This window comes from Roseiflexus castenholzii DSM 13941 (genome assembly GCF_000017805.1).
Taxonomy (GTDB): domain Bacteria; phylum Chloroflexota; class Chloroflexia; order Chloroflexales; family Roseiflexaceae; genus Roseiflexus; species Roseiflexus castenholzii.
In genome coordinates, this window is the sequence record NC_009767.1 from 162,009 (window position 1) to 180,205 (window position 18,197).

Genomic DNA, 18,197 nt, shown 5'->3' on the forward strand with positions numbered 1-18,197 from the left:
CTTGCCTTGAGAATCATTGGTCCATTACGCCGCCGTGTCAGGCGCTCCGGCGAAGAGAGCGGCGACCGGCACGGCAACCGGGAAGCGATCCGGCTGAAGCGTGGCGTCCAGGCCGATCAACCTCGTGAAGGCGTAATCCTCCAGCGTGGCGTCAGGTGCGCGGCAGACCAGCACATCCCGCGTTTCCGGGCGAATGATCCAGTATTCGGGGACGCCAGCGCGCGCATAGGCGCGCCGTTTAACAACGGTAACAACGGTGTCTTGCTCCGGGTTCGATGGCGATAATACCTCGGCAATCAGGTCAGGAACGCCGCGGATGCGTCGTTCACTGATAATGTCGGCATGATCGCAGCCTACCAGCACGAAGTCAGGTTGTACTGGGTCGCATCCCGGCATCAGCACACCAATCGGTGCGGTTGCGGCATATGCCAGTCCCTGCTCTTCCAGCGGCATGCCAATATATTTGTCCAGGCGTCGCACAATCCACTGGTGAAAATAACTCGGCGCAGTGGTCATGTACAGCACACCCTCGATCACCTCGTAGCGATTGCCATCGTCCGGGAGTTCGCGCTCCCAGCGCTCGTAGCTCCACCCCGCATCCAGCGATCGGAGCGTGATTGTCGGCAGACGCACAACGTCAGCCATGGCATTCCCCCGCTCAGCCGTATGTCACCGTCATGATACAGCGAGAGATGATACAAGGTCAATCTCCCAAACCGCTTCGCCCCAACGCCCCCTGCTTCCCGTGCGGGAGAAAAGGGGGCGGTTCGACAGACTCACCGCACGGGAAGAGGGGAAAACCGGCAACGGGACGCGGCACACGCCTCTCGACCCGGAAAAACGCTTGACCTGAAAGATCCGCCCTGCCCGTCAGCACAGGGGCGCGGCAGCGCCGCGCCCATCAGCGTAGGGGCAAGGCGGCGCTCCGTCCGTCCGTGACGCCGCATCAGCCGCCGCGCCCCTGCGATAGCAATTATGATGACGTCCGCTCCGCCAGCAACCGCAGACCGTTCGCCACCACGATCAGGGTGCTGCCTTCGTGCCCGACAACGCCAAGCGGCAGCGGAATGGCGCCGAATATGGCGAACACCATCAGCACTGCCATAACGGTAAAGGCGAACGCCAGGTTCTGCCGCACGATGCTGCGCGCGCGACGCGCCAGGCGCAACGCCCCCGGCAGGCGGCTCAGATCGTCACTCATGAGCAACACATCGGCGCTCTCCAGCGCGACGTCCGTGCCTGCCGCCCCCATCGCCACGCCGAGCGTCGCACTCGCCAGCGCCGGCGCATCATTGATGCCATCGCCGACCATCGCCACCGGTCCATACCGCTCCTCGAGTTCACGCAGCACGGCGACTTTCTCTTCCGGCAACAGTTCGGCGCGCACCTCGTCAACACCGAGCGCCTGCCCAAGCGTCTGCGCCACCCGCTGATTGTCGCCGGTCAGCAGCACTACCCGCTCGATACCGGTCTGCTTCAAGCGCGCAACCGCCGCAGCCGCTTCGGGGCGCACCGTATCGGCAATGGCGATAATGCCCCAGACGGCGCGTTCGCATCCGAGCGCCACCACAGTGCGTCCCAGGTCCTGCTGCGCCGCAATCTGCGCCGCAACCTCCGGCGTCAGGTCGAACAGCGACGGACGCCCAATCGTCAACCGGCAACCATTGATGTTCGCAGCCGCGCCGGCGCCGGTCAGCGACTCAAAGCCGGTTGCGACCGGTGTCGGCAGACCGCGTTCATCGGCGCCGCGCACAATCGCGCGTGCCAGCGGATGCTCCGAAGGGCGCTCAATAGCGGCTGCCAGCGCCAGCAGGCGTCGCTGGTCGGTCGAGAGCGGCCCGATCATATCATCGGGGATCGGTTGCGGCGAACGGGATGGCGCTTCCGCTTCGGCGAGCGCGTGTTCCAGTTCTGCGGCTGCGCCATCCACCGGAATCACTGCCACCACCCCAGGTCTGCCGGTCGTCAGTGTGCCGGTTTTATCGAACGCCACAACCCGCACCTGCGCAGCGGCTTCCAGGTGACGTCCGCCCTTGAAGAGCACCCCGCCGCGCGCCGACGCCGCCAGCGCCGAGAGGAGCGCCGCCGGGATCGAAATGACCAGCGCGCACGGCGATGCCACCACCATCAGCGTCATCGCACGATAAAGGGTCGTGCCCGGATCCCATCCCAGAAAGAGGAGCGGAATGATAATCGCCAGCAGCGTCAGACCGACGACCGCATAAGCGTAGTATTGACCAATGACCCGGTCGGTGAAATCCTGGCTCTTCGCCTTCTGTTCCCGCGCTTCGCGCACCACCTGCACAATCCGCGCCAGCGTCGAGTTTTCCACCGAGGTGGTCACACGCACTTCGAGCGCCCCCTGCCCGTTCATCGTGCCGGCGAACACTTTTGCGCCGGGGCGTTTCTCGACCGGCATCGACTCGCCGGTAATCGAGGCTTCGTTCAGCGCCGACTCACCGCGCACCACCACGCCATCGGCGGGGACCTGCGCACCGGGGCGCACCAACACCACCTCGCCGACCTGCAATTCCTCGACCGGCACACGCACAAGCGTGCCATTGCGGTACACCTCCGCCTCTTTCGGCGTCATATCGAGGAGGGCGCGAATCGAAGCATGCGTGCGCCCCATCGCATATGTTTCGAGCGTACCGGAAAGCGAAAACAGAAACATCAGAATGGCGCCTTCGCGCGGTTGACCGACAATCGCCGCGCCGACGGCAGCCACGATCATCAGAAAGTTGACATCGAACTGCCGCTTCTTGAGCGTTTCCCACGCCTCCTGGACGCTATAGAACCCGCCGCTCGCATACGCGACGGCGTAGAGCAGCCAGGCGACCCAGCGCGGCAGCGCCATGAAGTCTTCGACGATCCATCCGGCAACGACCATCACCAGAGTGAGCGTTGTCAGGCGGATCATCCAGGGCAGCGCTGCAAGTTCCGCCTCTTCCGGCGTCAGTGGACGGGTTTCGGCAGGCAGCATGCGCAGCGTTGCGCCGGCGTTGCGGGCAAGCGCCTCAATATCGGCGACATTCACGCGACCGCCATCGTAGCGCAGCGTCAGCACACCTTCCTGTTCGTCATAATGAACGGCAAGCACCCCAGGACGGGTGCGCAGTTGAGCAATCAATTCCTGAGTTGACATTTACGCATTCTCCTCGTGTTGAAGAATACGGCGATCGTCCGGGTCCAGGCGCGCCAGCAGGTCTTCCCCCAGGCGCGCAAAAATACGTTGAGCGAACAATTCCATCCAGACGAACTGATGAGCGAGTGAAACCAGGTTCGGGTTCGTTGTGACGGTTGCCGACGTTGTGGCATGACCGCTGGCGATCAGGCACTCGCGGTCGTCCGCCACGATCATCAGCGTTTCCTCCATTTGATGCAGAGTTGTTTCCAGATGCGGATGGCGCACCACCTGACCAAGATCGAACGGTGCGTTGCCCGTCAGAATGACGCCGAGCCGAACGCCACGCGCGTGGGCGGCGGTCAGCGCCTCGCGCAGTTCAGCAACGTCGTCGTCGGTCAACACGAGCAACAGTTCGATCTGCGCGCGCTCAATCATCTCGCGGGCATAGTGCAACGCCTCCCGACGACCGCTGAACGTCCACAGCCGCCCTTCATCGTGACGGCGGTAGAGGGGCGCCAGGCTGCTGCGCAGCTCCGCAACGCGCTGCCGCACCCGCTGCTCATACCGGTCGAGCAGGATATCGGGCGACACCGGGCGATAGAGCGTCGCTTTTTCATCGAAGCTTTTGAGCACGGCGCCACGCGCTTCGAGCCGCCCGAGCGCCTCATAGACCATCGAGCGCGGCACGCCGGCCAGTTTCCCGATCTGATACCCGGTTGCCGGGTGCTCCTGCAACAGCGCAAGATAGACCTTCGCCTCGTATTCGGTAAACCCCAGCGTCGTCAATTGTTCGAGGACATCCATAGTCGTTCGCCTTCACACTAGTAGTAAGATTATAAACTACTATTGAGAGGATGTCAAGCAGGAATTGACAGATTGCGGCGATCTGGTTATACTCACGGCACTGTGAACGCTGGCATATCGGTGATTATTCCCAACCTGCATTCGCCATTGATCGGCGAGGTAATCGATGCCATTACCCATCAGACCGAACAGCGCCTGATTGGTGAAATCATCGTGGTCGGACAGGATTGCCACCGACTGGTCAAGCCGCCGGCGCGCCATGTCGAAACGTCTCATCCGGTCTCAGCCGCGCGCGCGCGCAATCTGGGCGCGGCGCTTGCGCGAGGCGATCATCTGCTCTTCATCGACTCCGACTGCATTGCCGCGCCCGATCTGGTCGAACGAATTGTTGCGCGATTGCATAAGGGCGATATAGTTGTTTGCGGCGGGGTTGTGATTGAAACCGGCGAGTACTGGAGCGACTGTGACAATTTATTAGTTTTCGCCGACTATCTTGCTACAGCGCCTGCGGGAGAACGCATGTGGGCGCCGAGCCTGAACCTGTGCATTCGACGATCCGTCTTCTGGAGCATTGGCGGTTTTGATGAACGCTTCCCCAGCGCAGCCGGCGAGGACACCGATTTGAGTCTGCGATTGCGCGCGAGCGGCATCAGAATCGCCTTTGAGCCGCGCGCGCGCGTAATCCATCATCACCGACGCGCGACACCGCGCGCCGTGTGGGAGCATCTTCGGGCATTCGGGCGAGTGCAGGCGACGATCTGGCGTCGCCATGCCCGGTTGATGCCGCCGCCGCTGCCACTCGAACGGCTGCGGGCGCTTGCCCCGGCGCTGCGGGCTGTCGCGCCATTTCTGGCAATCCGCGACACTGCAACCCTGGCGCACCACGCGCCGCACCTGCTGCCGGGGCTGGTCTGGGCGCGCACCGCATGGTACTGGGGAGTGGCGGAGGGAGTGGGAGGGTAGACGCAGAGAAACCAACATTCCTCGCAAGATCATGTGACTTCAAATGGAGTAGTGCAATATCTTTGCGGTGTTAAAGAGCGCCTCAACGATATTTATGACACTGCCAGGTTATGCGTGGCGCATCAATCATTATCCCTAATCTGCATTCTCCTCATCTTGGCGCCGTTATCGACGCACTCCGCCAACAGACTATTCCTCCGCTGGAAGTGATTGTCGTCGGACAGGATCGGTACAGATTGGTGCAAGATAAGGTAGAGGTGCGTTCTATCGAGTCTTCGACACCGTTATCGCCCGCACAGGCGCGAAATATTGGCATCACCTATGCCAGAGGTGATATTTGTGTTTTTCTTGACTCAGACTGTGTTCCACACTCAACGTGGTTGAAACATCTTCTCGATCGAACCTGGAGCGACAACATTGCAGTTGGCGGAAGCATCGCTCTTGGGCAGTGGCGGTATTGGGAATTATGTGATAACATTGCGTGCTTTGGTTCGTTCCTGGCAACGGCGCCTCCCGGAGATCGTCCATATCTGTTATCGGGAAACATGGCAGCAGCCACATCGCTCCTGCGACGTGTGGCGGCATTTGACACGCGATTACGTACCGGAGAAGATGTAGATCTGAGTTTTCGTCTGCGTCTTGCCGGAGTCAAGCTCTATTTCGAGCCTAGAGCAGCGGTCTGCCACTATACGACACGTGCCAATGCACGTGACGCATGGATGCACATGTATGCCTGGGGGCGTGATTGGCCGGTAGTGGCGGAACGGTATCGCTCTCTGATCGGCATCAGCCTCTGGGATCGTCTGGTTCGTGCATCACCGGCAATAGCGGCTGCGGCTGTTCCTGGTCTTGCACTGCGCGATGCGCTTGGCTACTACGCATCTCAACCCAAGTTACGCTGTCGCTATCAGGCTCTGCTTCCGGGCATCGTTTGGGCGCGAATAGGATGGTACACAGGCGTTATTCATGGGCAACAGCAGCACAAAATATAATCTCAATATTGAGATCATCGTTCTGCATTGGCGTGACGACCAACGCACGCGCCAATGCCTTGCAGCGCTGCAAACGCTCGATTATCCCGCCCACTCCATTACACTGGTCGATAATGGATCACACAATGGCTCTCTTGAGCGGTTAATCGTTCAATTTCCCGACATCCCCATCATTCGGCATCAAGAAAACCGGGGCTTCGCCGGAGGCGTCAATCCCGCAATTCGTCGCGCGCTGGCAGAAGAAAATATCGACGCCATTCTGCTTCTCAACAACGATGCCCTCCTTGCACCCGACGCACTGTGGCGACTGGTACAGGCGATGGAACAGTATCCGCATATCGGCATTCTGAGCGCAGCGGTTGTTCGCGCCGATCAACCAACCCTGATGGCGGGTGCGGGCGCTTTTGTCGGTCAATACTGGACCACGCCAGTCGGTTGGAATGAGCCGCTTGCACCGCTGCCACCCGATGTTCCGGTGTCGGTACATACCGTCTTCGGATGCGCCATGCTTGTTCGCCGTGCAGTATTTGAGCGGATCGGACTGTTTGACGAACGGTACTTTTTCTACTACGAAGATACCGATTTCTGCCTGCGGGCGCGATCTGCCGGGTTTGAAGTCGCCTATCTTCCTGGCGCTATCGCCTATCACACTGTATCTGCCAGCACACGGAATGTGCCAGGTCTGCGCGAGTTCTACCTGGCGCGCAGTCGCCAGATTTTCTTTCGCAAGAGACGATCCGGTATCGAATATCTGCTATACTTACTCGTCGCCATAGTTCATCTGGCGCGTGTTGCGCGCTGGAAAGTGCAACGTGCACATTGGAGCGATGCAGTCGGGTATGTTGCTGGCGGTCTGGTAGGATTGATGATGCCAATGGAGCATAAGTGCGAGCCGCAGATCACACGTGAGGGAGAGCATCCATGGAAAGCGTAGCCTTGACCCCACGTGTACGCCTGATCGTGCATCGTCTCTGGGAGGTGCTACGATCACGCCGATGGCAGTGGACCCTGGGAGTGATCTTTTTCCTGGCAATCAATGGCTATATCGGCTACCGTCTCTATCAGGATCGCGAGCAAATTGCGCAATTGAGCAATATTCGGATTGAATCTGTGTGGTTGGTCATTGCCTTTGGCGTGCAGACAGCCGGTATGCTCAATGCCGTAGACGCCTGGAGTACGATATTCCGCCATCTTGGTTATAACCTGCCGCTACGCATCCACTTTCGCATCTACGCCCTCTCGAATCTGGCCGCACGACTACCCGGAATAGGTGTTACTGCCGCGAGTCGGGCATTCCTGTACGGGCAACGCGGTGTCGATGGGATACAGGTTGCTGCCATTGCGCTGATGGAGCCGCCGGTTTTCGGAGTCGCAGCGATCGTCGTTGCACTGGCAATGCTGGCATTCCCAGGGAGTATTGGCAGCTTTGTGAACCCCTGGGTTCTGATTGGGGCGTTCGGCATTACGCTTATCATTCTTCCATCGCCGCTTTTTCGCCGTCTGCTTGACTGGTTGATTGCGCGTCATCCCGGGTCTGCAACGTTACAATGGCAACATGTGCTTATTTGGGCGGGGCGAAATATACTCACGATCGTCCTGGGAGGCATCGCACTCTACTGCGTATGCCGCGCTGCCAGCGCCATTCCCGAGTCGGCGCTGGCGCTTCTGATTCAATGCTGGGCGTTGCTGGTGGTTGCGGGCTCGTTGCTTTTCTGGATACCGGTTGAACTTGGCATCACAAGCAGCATATTGGTGCTTACGCTTGCAATGATGATGCCGATGCCGCAGGCGCTCCTGCTGCTGATTGCATGGCGCGTCTGGGGCATGCTGGTTGATCTGGTGTGGGGGACGGCGGGGCTCGCCTTGTAGGTGGGACATGCGCGAAATTATCAAAGAGTTCGTGAGCGAGTGTGCGGCTGTGTTGCCAATTTGTGAACCAATTCACGAATTTGGCGCGTATCAGGTCGCTGGACAGGAAGGGTTCGCCGATCTCCGCTCGATCTTTTCAAGTCAATGCTACATCGGGTCCGATATGCGCTACGGTCCAGGCGTGGACGTCCTGCTGGATCTCCACGCTCTTGGTCTTGCAGATGCGAGCGTCGGCAGCGCACTGATCCTCGACACTCTCGAACACGTCGAGAAGCCCTGGCGCGCGATGGAAGAGGTGCACCGCATCTTGAAGCCAGGCGGTATCGTGCTCATATCATCAGTGATGAACTTTCCGATCCATAACCACCCATCAGATTATTGGCGATTCACGCCAGAAGCGTTTCACAGCATGCTGCATCCGTTTGAGTATGCTCTGGTGATGTGGGCAGGCGTCGAAGATTTCCCAGAAACCGTGGTAGGGGTTGGTTGCAAAGGTCGGTTGGCTGAAGCGCAGGCGCGTGCGTTGCAGGAACGTCTGACAGCGTGGCAAGCGCGCTGGGCGCCACGTGTTCCGCCTTTGTATGAACGGATTGCCAAACTCGTTGCGCCGCCTATCGCGCTCAGCGCCTATCGCGCGCTGCGCGATCACGACCTGCACTGGATTCGTCAGGCATGGCATCAACCAGGTTGATAGCGAGGTGTCGATGAAAGATCCAGCGACATCCTGCCTCTTCCTCGAAGAAGTCGTATGCTGTTTGTGTGGGCATCACCACAGTACCCCTTTTCTGACGGCTCCTGATCGAGCGCACTTCGTCCCTGGCATATTCACCTTGCGGCGTTGCAAGAACTGTGGGTTGGTTTACCAGAATCCTCGCCCCTCGCCAGAGTCATCTGCTGCAATCTATCCAGCAGATTATGGTCCGTATAACAATCTCAACGACGATCTACATCCCGATTGGCAACGCCTGTGCGCATTCATCGGTCGCCTCCAAACACAACCAGGTCGATTGCTTGATGTTGGCGCCGGAGCGGGCGCCTTTCTACGAGCAATGCGTGTGGCGCTGCCAGAATGGTCCGTCACCGGCGTTGAGCCCAATGCCCGCGCCGCTGCCGCAGCACGACGCACCGGCGCGCATGTCATACAGGCAACAATCGAGACGGCACCTCTCGATGGTACAGTGTGGGATGCCATTACGCTGTGGAATGTTGTGGAGCATCTTCCCGATCCACTCGCTGTGTTGCGCCGCCTGCGTCAGTTGTTGCGTCCTGGTGGCTTCATTTACATGACTGTTCCGCTCTGTGATAGCTGGGATGCCCGACTATGCGGCGCATACTGGTGCGGTTGGGAGTTGCCCAGGCACTTCTATGCGTTTGATCGCGCATCACTTGGTCAATTGCTCAACGCTGCCGGATTGATCTCCTCTCGATCCGCCTGTCTGGTTGGTATTGAATACCACTTTACGGAAAGCCTGCGCCTGTTGATTAATGCAACGGTCAGACAATTTACCGTTCGCCGTTTGGGTATTGCGCTTACCTTTTCGCGCCCTTTTCGCCTGCTGATACGACCATATCTCTGGATGGCGGCGCGGATGCAGCGCTGCACGGCGCTGACCATTGCAGCGCGTGCGGCATGATGCCGTCTGCGCAAAGAAAGATTGATTGTGCTCTCTTACCGCCACTCTTTCGTCCACATATAAAGATGTAATCCGTTGGTGTTATGCAGATTACTCCTGTATTTAGCACAGGAGTGGTAGTTGTTTATGTCTTTGGGGGTATGGCATACATTCGGAGGCACAGGAATAATAAGGGTGCGTATCGCGATACATTTTGTAGTGTTCGTAGTGGAGGTTCAGGGAAGACATGAACGTACGACGCCTTCCATTCACGCTCATGATGGCGCTTTTGGCTCTGGCGCTAATGCCGTTCACGGCAGGCGCGCAGACCACCAGCACCGTCACCACCTCTGGTTTTCAGGTGCAGAACCTCAGCCAGACGCAACCGGCCAACATTTCGATCCAGTACATCGACGCTGCAACTCAGACGCAGGTGGCGACTCAGACGGCAACCATCCCTGCAGGCGGTTCGTTGACATTCGTACCGTTCTCTGCTGCTGGATACGTTCAGATGAGCGCACCTCCTGGCTTCCGCGGTTCAGTGACCATTCTGTCCGATCAGCCAATCGTAGCCGTCACCAACGTGCTCGGATCTAATGCGGCGTTGGGTGACAGCTACGGCGGTTTCACAGGCGGTGCAAGTTCGCTCAATCTGCCGCTGATCGTACGCAACAACTTCGGCATCGACACCTCGATCACCATCCAGAATGTCGGCACTGCACAGGCTACTGTCACTATCTCGTACACCCCTGGCTTTGCAGGGAATCCAGGCGTGACCGAACCTTCGTTCACGCTGCAGCCAGGCGCTTCAAGGACGATCTATCAGAAGGATAATACCGCGCTCGGAACCGGCACTCCGGGGTTCGTCGGGTCGGCGACCGTTACCGCAACGGGATCGCCTGTGGTGGCAACGGTGCTTCAGGAGGGGAATGGCCAGTTGATGGCATATAACGCCTTCCCCGCCGGCACGGGCTCCTCGACGGTCGCGTTGCCCCTGGTGCTTGGCAACAACTTTGGCGCATTCACCGGCATTCAGGTGCTGAATACTGGCACTCAGGCGACAACGGCAAATATCACCTTCTCCCCCAATACGGTGACTGCGCCTGTGGGCGGGTTGACCCCCTGCGCAACGCCACCAACGCGACAATTGACGATCAATCCGAACCAGACGGGGACCCTGATCCAGGCTGCTGGCAGCGGCAGCCCACCCTTCGATCCGTTCTTCAACGGATGTATTTATATTGGTGGCGCGACGGTGACCAGTAATAACGGTCAACCCCTATTCGTGACCGTCAATCAGGTCAATAGCACATCGAAGGACGCCTCTACTTATGCGGGCTTCAATCCGACAACCGCAACCGATAAAGTGCTGGCACCACTGGTGGTCGCCAACAACTTCGGGACGTTCTCCGGAGTTCAGGTACAGAATGTTGGATCAAGCGCCACAACCGTGACAATCACCTATGGTCCGAATACGTATTCTGGCACGCCACCATCTGGATTCACGCTGTGCGGTACGCCCACCGCGCGCTCGACCACGGTACAGCCCGGTGCATCCTTCACTTTCTTGCAGACCTACATCGCCGGTCAGCCATCAGGTCTGAGCCCCATCGGGTCTGACTCGCAGTTCCAGAGCTGTATGTACGTCGGTTCTGCTACAATCACCGCGAGCAGCGGCGGAAAGATTGCAGCGATTGTCAACCAGGTCTCGGTTGGACCCACATCGAACGATAAGTTGTACACCTACGGAGCCTTTGCGCAATAAGATAGGCGCGAACGGGCTTTTCGAGAGACGACCTGGAAGCGAAAACGCTCCAGGTCGTTATCCTTAACGCTTACGAATCAATGCGCTGCAACCATAAACTCCCGGCGCCCTTTGCGTTCGCGCTATGTGGCAGAGCAGCGATCAACGCTTCGCGCTGCCTGTCCCACATATATGATCCTGACCAGAGGATGCGAAAGGTGGTATTGAATGCCAGAAACGCATGAACGAGGTATTGTTCGTTCCATCCTCTGCGAAGGGTGCAAATCCACTCTTCTGGATAATCATAAGGGAAGAATGTATCATGAACGTGAATCAACACACCAGGTCGCAGGTTCGGAAGAACTTCAAGAAAGAGAAAAGGAGCATCGCCACCGCTGACAATTGTATGGCTTGAGTCGATGAATAAAATATCGCCTGTATTCAATTGATCGACGATATTATGAACATCGAGTTCTTCTACTCTCCGAGCAAGAATTGTGTCGGCGACTTGATGAATATCAACCCGAGGTTCTGGATCGATACTGATGATCCTGGTGGGTAGGTTGCCATCGACAATAGCACAACGCATCAGATGCGTCGAAAAACCGCTACCAACCTCAATAATGTGATTTGGACGAAAATGGCGAATAATCCCGTAGAGTACGCAGCTATCAATTGGACCAAACCAGATATTATCGATTCGATATCCATGGCAGATTTTTGCAGCATCGCATAATAGAAGATTAAAATCATCCCGGTACGGCACACAAACATGATCGAGAAACCAGAGAAATCGTGTTTCATCCAGATCCAGGCCAGCAGTGTATTTTGCCGTCGACCAGTGGTTACGTCGCCGTAATTCGTCCAGACGCTGAGATTCACGCTTCTCTGGTATGGTAGAGATGATTTTTACACCAAATAGACCGAGTATCTGGTTAATAAACTGAACAAGGTTCATACATCGAGCAGAACACGGCTACTGTGCTGGCAAAACCACTGTGTAGAGCATACGCAACTCCTGCATTGGACTGTTGCTCTGGTTGCGACTACTGCTCACGACAAACAACGATGCATCACGCACTGCGACGGCGGGTTGCTCGCCTAGCGGCGTTTGCGAGACGGCAAATGCTCTCCACCCATCGTTGCGGACATCGTAGTACAACGGGCTATCTTCTGGGACGCCTCCCAAAACGAAGATCAGGTTCGAGAGCGCTGCGGAACCAAAGCGGCTCCGCGCCTCAGGCAGCGCTGCACGTTGCGACCACGCAGCGTCCCCTTCCTTTGATGGCGCATATTGTTCGTTGACGGTCAATGCGCCACTCTGGTCTTCGCCGCCAATAACGTAGATATTGCCATCAACGACCGACGCACCCGCATAGGCGCGCGCCGTCGGCATCGATGGACGACGCTCCCACGTGTCGCTGACAGGATCGTAGGCAAAAACGTCATCGCAGATCTTCGAGCCATCCCAACCACCAAACAGGTAGAGGCGACCATCAACTGCTGCAAGTGCATAAGCGCTTCGGGGTGCAGGCAGCGAACGCCGTTCGGACCACGCCCCAAGCGCCGGATCGAAGACTTCCAGTTTGTCGGTAATGTTCCCGTCTGCCAGGCGACCGCCAGGAACGTAGATTTTGCCGTTCAGCACGACGGCGCCAGCATCCCGCACCGGCGTCGGCTTGGCATTGAGTGGCGCCCATATCTGTGATGATGGATCATAGCGCCAGACGCTGCCGGTCACGCCGCCGTCGGTTGTGCCGCCAATAACGAAAATCCGCCCCTCGAAGGAAACTGCCGCAGACGCTCGCTGCGCGTAGGGCAGCGCAGGATGGAGAGTCCAGACTGGTGAAGGTGATGAGATGAATGTCTGTGGTGTGGGAACGACGGTTGGCTGTGCAGTTAGAGAATTGCCTCCCTGTGACATGACGAGCAACCCGAAGATAATTGCAAACGCCAGGATTACTCCCCCTGCAATACCGGTATAGAGCAACCATCGTGATCGTGATGGACGCAACACAGCACGGGTTACTACTGATGCCGATGCACCTGCGTCGCGGTCTGATAAAGCGTCAATCGCCGACGTTGTTGAATCGGACAGCACGGCGGTGCTGCCTGATGACACTGAAGCGATTTCAACAATGCCACTCCGCACCGCATACATGGTCGCCTCGGTCCGCGATGCGACGCCGATCTTGCCGAAGATATTGCGCAAATGCACCTTGACCGTATTGGCGCTGATGTTCAATTGTGCTGCGATCTGCTGATTGGTGGCGCCGGTGGCGACCAGGCGCAGGATTTCGCGCTCGCGCTCGCTCAGTTGTGGCAGGGTGTCATTCGACATAGGGTTGGTTCAATATCTTGCTCTGGTACTGCAAATTCCACAGTGAGCCATGATCCTTGCATGTGTGGCGTTTTCAGGCGTGAGCGGCGTCAGGGCGCCCGCAGGAGACAGACAGGGGGGTTGCCCCTATGCAGGTGTCGCGTTCTTCCGAGGACACGACGCTGTCTCTTGCGGTGAGCCTGCCGAACCGCGCCCAGACTGGCGTCTCGACATGCTTGTTTGCCCTCCTCCCTGCCCCCGCTCCCGCAGTGCGAGAGACATGGGCATTGAAACGCCGCGCCGCGCCTGTGCCGGCATTCTGAACTCGCATCCTGATGCCTCGCGTCAGCGGTGAACCACAAAGATGCACTCAAAAACCCATCCCTCTGTCTCTCATTGCCCATTTCTTCATTATTATAGCCGATGCTTCGTGTTCATATGATGATCGATTCCTCACATGTGTCGCAATCATGTGCCGGTCTTCGTTACGCTGCGTTGGGAGTTGTATGACGGCCTTTCTTATATTATAGCTGAGTGCAGAAATATTGATCCATGGTATACTCACCGCATGAAAGCATTTTCAATCGATCTCCGTATCCGCGTCCTGGCGGCGCTCGATGGTGGGATGTCCCGTTCGGAGGCCGTGCGGCTCTTCCAGGTGAGTCTGGGCAGTATCAAACGCTGGCTGCGTGCTCGTGCGGCCGACGACCTCGCCCCAAAACGCCCCACGGGACGTCCGCGCCGGATTACCCCAACGCAGGAACAGCAGTTGCGCGTCCAGGTGCAGATCACCCCCGATGCGACGCTCGACGAACATGCCGCGCAGTGGGCGGCCGATACCGGCAGGCGCATCAGTCGCCAGACCCTCGGACGCGCCCTGCACCGCCTGGGCCTGTCACGCAAAAAAAGTCGACCGTTGCCAGCGAGCGCGACCCCTGGGAACGTGCGGCGTTTGCACTCCGGCAAGGCGACTGGGACGCCAACGACTTGATCGTGTTGGATGAGTTTGGCAGCAACCCTGATCTGGAACGCACCCATGCGTGGGCACCGGTGGGGGAACGTGCGACCAGCGCCATTCCCCACAACACGCCTATCAACACGACGACGATTGCCGCGCTGACGCCAACCAGGATGGGACCGGCACTGGTGTTGGCGAGCGGGGTTGATCGTGCAGCGTTCACCGCCTATTTGGAGCACGTTTTGGCACCAACGCTCCGGCCGGGGCAGATTGTGTTGGCGAATAACCACAGCGCGCACAAGAGTCCGCAGGCGCATGCCATCGTGGCGGCCCGTGGCTGCACGTTGCGGTTTCTGCCCGCCTATTCGCCCGACTACTCGCCAATCGAGTTGGAGATCGCGAAGATCAAAGCGCTGCTGCGGCGTGCGGCCGCCCGAACAACCGAAGCGTTGGAAGCCGCCATCGCCGCCGCCTTGTCGGCGGTGACTGCCGCCGAAGCACAGGCATTCGTTCGCCATTGTGGCTACCGATTTCCACCAAATTTGGATCAATGGTTTTGCACTTAGCTATAGCGAGGGCTGATGAGAATTAAGATAATGAATCTGGTATACCTGTCTGCCGAGTCGCTCATTCTCTGAGCTGCGGGCTCACGCCCGCGCGCAGGGGCTTTCACGAACTCAGCAAGGGCTTTAGCCCGCAGTGCCGCGAATGCGCAACCTGGCGGCGCAGGTTGACCGGATTGAATTCTTGATCTTCATCAGCCCTTGCTTGAGACCTGGAAGCCCCGGAGGGGCTTGTGGGATCTCAGTCGGGGCTTCAGCCCGACCCGTGCGGCTGAGCCGCACGCTCTCTGAGCTGCGGGCTAAAGCCCTTGCTCAGGACATGGAAGCCCCGCAGGGGCTTTCACGAACGCAGCGAGGGCTTCAGCCCGACCCGTGCGGCTGAGCCGCACGCTCTCTGAGCTGCGGGCTAAAGCCCTTGCTCAGGACATGGAAGCCCCGCAGGGGCTTTCACGAACGCAGCGAGGGCTTCAGCCCGACCCGTGCGGCTGAGCCGCACGTTCGCTGAGCTACGGGCTAAAGCCCTTGCTTGAGACCTGGAAGCCCCGCAGGGGCTTTCACGAACGCAGCGCGGGCTTCAGCCCGCAGCGCCGCTCTGCCGAATCGCTCATTCTCTGAGCTGCAGGCTCACGCCCGCGCTTAAGACCTGGAAGCCCCGCAAGGGGCTTGTGGGATCTCAATCGGGGCTTCAGCCCGACCCGTGCGGCTGAGCCGCACGTTCTCTGAGCTGCGGGCTAAAGCCCTTGCTCAGGACCTGGAAGCCCCGCAAGGGCTTTCACGAACGCAGCGCGGGCTTCAGCCCGCAGCGCCGCTCTGCCGAATCGCTCATTCTCTGAGCTGCGGGCTAAAGCCCTTGCTCAGGACCTGGAAGCCCCGCAGGGGCTTTCACGAACTCAGCGAGGGCTTTAGCCCGCAGTGCGCGAATGCGCAGCCTGTCGGCGCAGGTTGACCGGATTGAATTCTTGATCTTCATAATCTCGCGCGACGCCTTTCTACAAATGCGAGATAAATCTCGCGCCACGGTATGGTCGGGCCTTTCCACAGATGCGAGATGAATCTCGCGCGACGTCTTTCCACCAATGCGCGATAAATCTCGCGCGACGCCATCGTCGGGTCACTCGTCCCTCGTCCCTGGCACTCGCAGGCGAAAGATCGCCACGCCACCTTTGTCATAGACACACTCAAAGAGTGAGGTGTTCCGCAATGCTTCAGCGCGCAACGCGCCAGGACGCTCGCTGACGTAGACGTATCCATAGCCCCGCTCGCGCATAAAGGCAGCAAGTTCTTCTGCGCTCGCAGCTGCGCCATGGTCGCGCAGCCACGATGTGTCGCGCTTAATGATGGCGACATCATCCGGCGCACCGTAGTTGTAGATGACCGGCGGCGTGCTGACCTGCCTCCCCGCCAGCGGCAGCAGCCACCATCCGCCGTCGGCGCCGCGATCAACGTCGTAGAGCCAGCCAGCAGTTCCCACCACAAAACGGGCGTCGGGCGGCGTGGCGCGCGCTGCCCACTCGATCGCTACCAGGTCCATCGGTCCGGCAAGCACGGTGTCGGGGCGAACGATGGTGCGCCATTGGTTCGTTCCCCACAGCATCACGGCGACCGCCAGCGCAACGGTGCTCAGACGCCAGACACCACAGCGCCAACCGGACGGCGACGTCCATGCATCGATGGCTGCCGCCCCGCCAGCGATCAGGAGCGCCAGCGGCGCAAACATCGTTATGGTCAGCATTTCGTTGGTGATGAACGAGAGATACGGCAGCCCGATAACCACCGGATTCGCCAGCAGAACCGCAGCCGCGCACCAGATGATCAGCCAGGCGGCGGCGCGGCGGCGCTGCCAGAGGCTCAGGAGCGCCCCTGTGCCGCCGAGAGCGAGCAGTATCCGGTTCGTCCCCGCCCAGAGCAACTCCAGCGGCAGTGCGTTATATCCGGCATTGCCGGCGATGTGCATGGCAGAACTGCCGGTTCCCGGCAGTATGCGACTCGCCATCAGAACGATCCAGGGAGCCGTGATCGTCAGCGCGCCGGTCAGCGCAATGCCTAACCATATGGCGATGCGTCGCCAGGATGTGTGGTCTGTCGTGATCACCAGCAACGTCGCGCACGCCGCCAGCGTCAGTGCGAAGACAACGAAATGCACCAGACTGAGTCCTGCCAGCAAGAGCGCCAGGAGCGCGGTTGATCGTGGTCCAGGATGGCGACGAACCGCGTCCAGCGCCAGCAGCGCGGCAGGCAGCACGAGCATGCCGGTCAGCAGCGTGTATCGCCCCCAACTCACATAGTATGCCGGCATAACCGATGCCAGACCAACGACCAGACCGGCGGCTGCGCCGGCAATTGGACGCTGCCAGAGTCGCAGTGCCAGCGCAGCATACGCGGGAACCATCAGTGCGCTTATCACCTGACCGCTCCAGATCATTAATTGCGGTAAGGCTTCCGGCGCATAGATGCCTCCAGCCTGCGCCAGCGTCGCCACAAATACGTGGTACCCCCAGTGGTAGGTCAACCCGTCGACCGGCAGGTACGGTCGGAGCGAGAGCGGCGCGGCGCCCTGCTCGATGCTTACACGTATCAGCAGCGCGTGGTGAACGGAGTCGACCCAGACCGGCAATACAAGATCGCGAATCTGCTCGAAGCGAAGCCAGAAGGTCAGCACCGAAGCGCCGGCGATAAGCAGATGCCAGATGCTGCCGTCGAGCGCGAGCAGTAGCACCGTTATGGGGATACGATGCAGTGAGATGAGAGCAGTGACCAGGAAGACAACCAACCCAAGATGCACCATCGGCGGACGTACTGCAATGCCCGCCCACGTAAGCCAGAGGTAGAGAAGCGGGATGAAACTCAGGCTTGCTCCAATTGCCAGCGTCAAGCGTTCGAGGGCGGTCTCTCCGGCGGTTGGCGCCATTCGCAGGATCAGAACCAGACCAGGAAGGACCAGGACCACAAGAACGAGAAAAACAGTACCGATGAGGGAATTCACAATCTCCTCATAGGAGTATCTAGCTCTTGTACCAATGACGATTGAAGATGCCGCATGCGTGTCATTCCGAGCCCTTCGCTTCGCTCAGGGTAAACGCAGCGAGGAATCTGAGCGGGTCGCGCACGACCCCTCGCGCTGCTCGGGGTGACCATGCCGGATGGTCACAGGGAATTGGTATTATACCAATGACGATTGAAGATGCCGCATACTTGTCATTCCGAGCGCAGCGACTTGTCATTCCGAGCGCAGCGAGGAATCTGC

15 protein-coding genes are annotated in these 18,197 nt (G+C 59.0%); 9 read left to right on the plus strand and 6 right to left on the minus strand.

Annotation, left to right across the window (positions count from 1 at the left end; all coding sequences use genetic code 11):
• Positions 1 to 24: 24 nt before the first annotated feature.
• The 3 genes from RCAS_RS00720 to RCAS_RS00730 form a co-directional block, all read right to left on the minus strand.
• Complete coding sequence (locus tag RCAS_RS00720; protein ID WP_011997674.1) at positions 25 to 645, minus strand: Uma2 family endonuclease; 621 nt, start codon at positions 643 to 645, stop codon at positions 25 to 27.
• Between the two features lie 328 nt (positions 646 to 973).
• Positions 974 to 3,145: an HAD-IC family P-type ATPase gene (locus RCAS_RS00725; protein WP_011997675.1), complete on the minus strand. Its 2,172-nt coding sequence runs from the start codon at positions 3,143 to 3,145 to the stop codon at positions 974 to 976.
• Positions 3,146 to 3,931, minus strand: coding sequence for a TrmB family transcriptional regulator (locus RCAS_RS00730; protein WP_011997676.1), 786 nt, complete (start codon positions 3,929 to 3,931; stop codon positions 3,146 to 3,148). It lies immediately after the preceding gene.
• Positions 3,932 to 4,033: 102 nt separating this feature from the next.
• Here RCAS_RS00730 and RCAS_RS23070 point away from each other — a divergent pair, with 102 nt between their 5' ends.
• The 7 genes from RCAS_RS23070 (at position 4,034) to RCAS_RS00765 (ending at position 11,133) form a co-directional block, all read left to right on the plus strand.
• Positions 4,034 to 4,894 (plus strand): glycosyltransferase family 2 protein, encoded by an 861-nt coding sequence (locus RCAS_RS23070; RefSeq protein WP_198135978.1) that lies wholly within the window; start codon positions 4,034 to 4,036, stop codon positions 4,892 to 4,894.
• A gap of 110 nt (positions 4,895 to 5,004) precedes the next feature.
• Positions 5,005 to 5,886, plus strand: a complete 882-nt coding sequence (locus tag RCAS_RS00740) for a glycosyltransferase family 2 protein (protein ID WP_011997678.1) — start codon at positions 5,005 to 5,007, stop codon at positions 5,884 to 5,886.
• Positions 5,861 to 6,820 (plus strand): glycosyltransferase family 2 protein, encoded by a 960-nt coding sequence (locus RCAS_RS00745; RefSeq protein ID WP_011997679.1) that lies wholly within the window; start codon positions 5,861 to 5,863, stop codon positions 6,818 to 6,820. Before RCAS_RS00740 ends, RCAS_RS00745 begins: the two co-directional genes overlap by 26 nt.
• On the plus strand, positions 6,808 to 7,755 hold the full coding sequence (locus tag RCAS_RS00750; RefSeq protein ID WP_011997680.1) for a hypothetical protein: 948 nt from the start codon (positions 6,808 to 6,810) through the stop codon (positions 7,753 to 7,755). The genes RCAS_RS00745 and RCAS_RS00750 overlap by 13 nt, the downstream gene beginning before the upstream one ends.
• 7 nt (positions 7,756 to 7,762) lie before the next feature.
• Positions 7,763 to 8,446 (plus strand): methyltransferase domain-containing protein, encoded by a 684-nt coding sequence (locus RCAS_RS00755; RefSeq protein WP_011997681.1) that lies wholly within the window; start codon positions 7,763 to 7,765, stop codon positions 8,444 to 8,446.
• Between the two features lie 316 nt (positions 8,447 to 8,762).
• On the plus strand, positions 8,763 to 9,389 hold the full coding sequence (locus tag RCAS_RS23075; protein ID WP_408638381.1) for a class I SAM-dependent methyltransferase: 627 nt from the start codon (positions 8,763 to 8,765) through the stop codon (positions 9,387 to 9,389).
• A 226-nt stretch (positions 9,390 to 9,615) separates the two neighbouring features.
• Complete coding sequence (locus tag RCAS_RS00765) at positions 9,616 to 11,133, plus strand: hypothetical protein (protein WP_011997683.1); 1,518 nt, start codon at positions 9,616 to 9,618, stop codon at positions 11,131 to 11,133.
• 70 nt (positions 11,134 to 11,203) lie between these two features.
• On the opposite strand, the gene RCAS_RS23585 is transcribed toward RCAS_RS00765, so the two are convergent.
• Together RCAS_RS23585 and RCAS_RS00775 are read right to left on the minus strand one after the other, a co-directional pair.
• On the minus strand, positions 11,204 to 12,070 hold the full coding sequence (locus RCAS_RS23585; RefSeq protein ID WP_011997684.1) for a class I SAM-dependent methyltransferase: 867 nt from the start codon (positions 12,068 to 12,070) through the stop codon (positions 11,204 to 11,206).
• A gap of 18 nt (positions 12,071 to 12,088) precedes the next feature.
• Positions 12,089 to 13,453, minus strand: a complete 1,365-nt coding sequence (locus RCAS_RS00775; RefSeq protein WP_011997685.1) for a Kelch repeat-containing protein — start codon at positions 13,451 to 13,453, stop codon at positions 12,089 to 12,091.
• 547 nt (positions 13,454 to 14,000) lie between these two features.
• Between RCAS_RS00775 and RCAS_RS23085 the strand changes: the two genes are divergently transcribed.
• Together RCAS_RS23085 and RCAS_RS00785 are read left to right on the plus strand one after the other, a co-directional pair.
• Positions 14,001 to 14,423, plus strand: a complete 423-nt coding sequence (locus tag RCAS_RS23085; protein ID WP_198135979.1) for an IS630 transposase-related protein — start codon at positions 14,001 to 14,003, stop codon at positions 14,421 to 14,423.
• A gap of 2 nt (positions 14,424 to 14,425) precedes the next feature.
• Complete coding sequence (locus RCAS_RS00785) at positions 14,426 to 14,956, plus strand: transposase (protein ID WP_049768770.1); 531 nt, start codon at positions 14,426 to 14,428, stop codon at positions 14,954 to 14,956.
• A 1,108-nt stretch (positions 14,957 to 16,064) separates the two neighbouring features.
• Here RCAS_RS00785 and RCAS_RS00790 read toward each other — a convergent pair.
• Complete coding sequence (locus RCAS_RS00790; RefSeq protein ID WP_011997687.1) at positions 16,065 to 17,936, minus strand: hypothetical protein; 1,872 nt, start codon at positions 17,934 to 17,936, stop codon at positions 16,065 to 16,067.
• Positions 17,937 to 18,197: the final 261 nt, after the last annotated feature.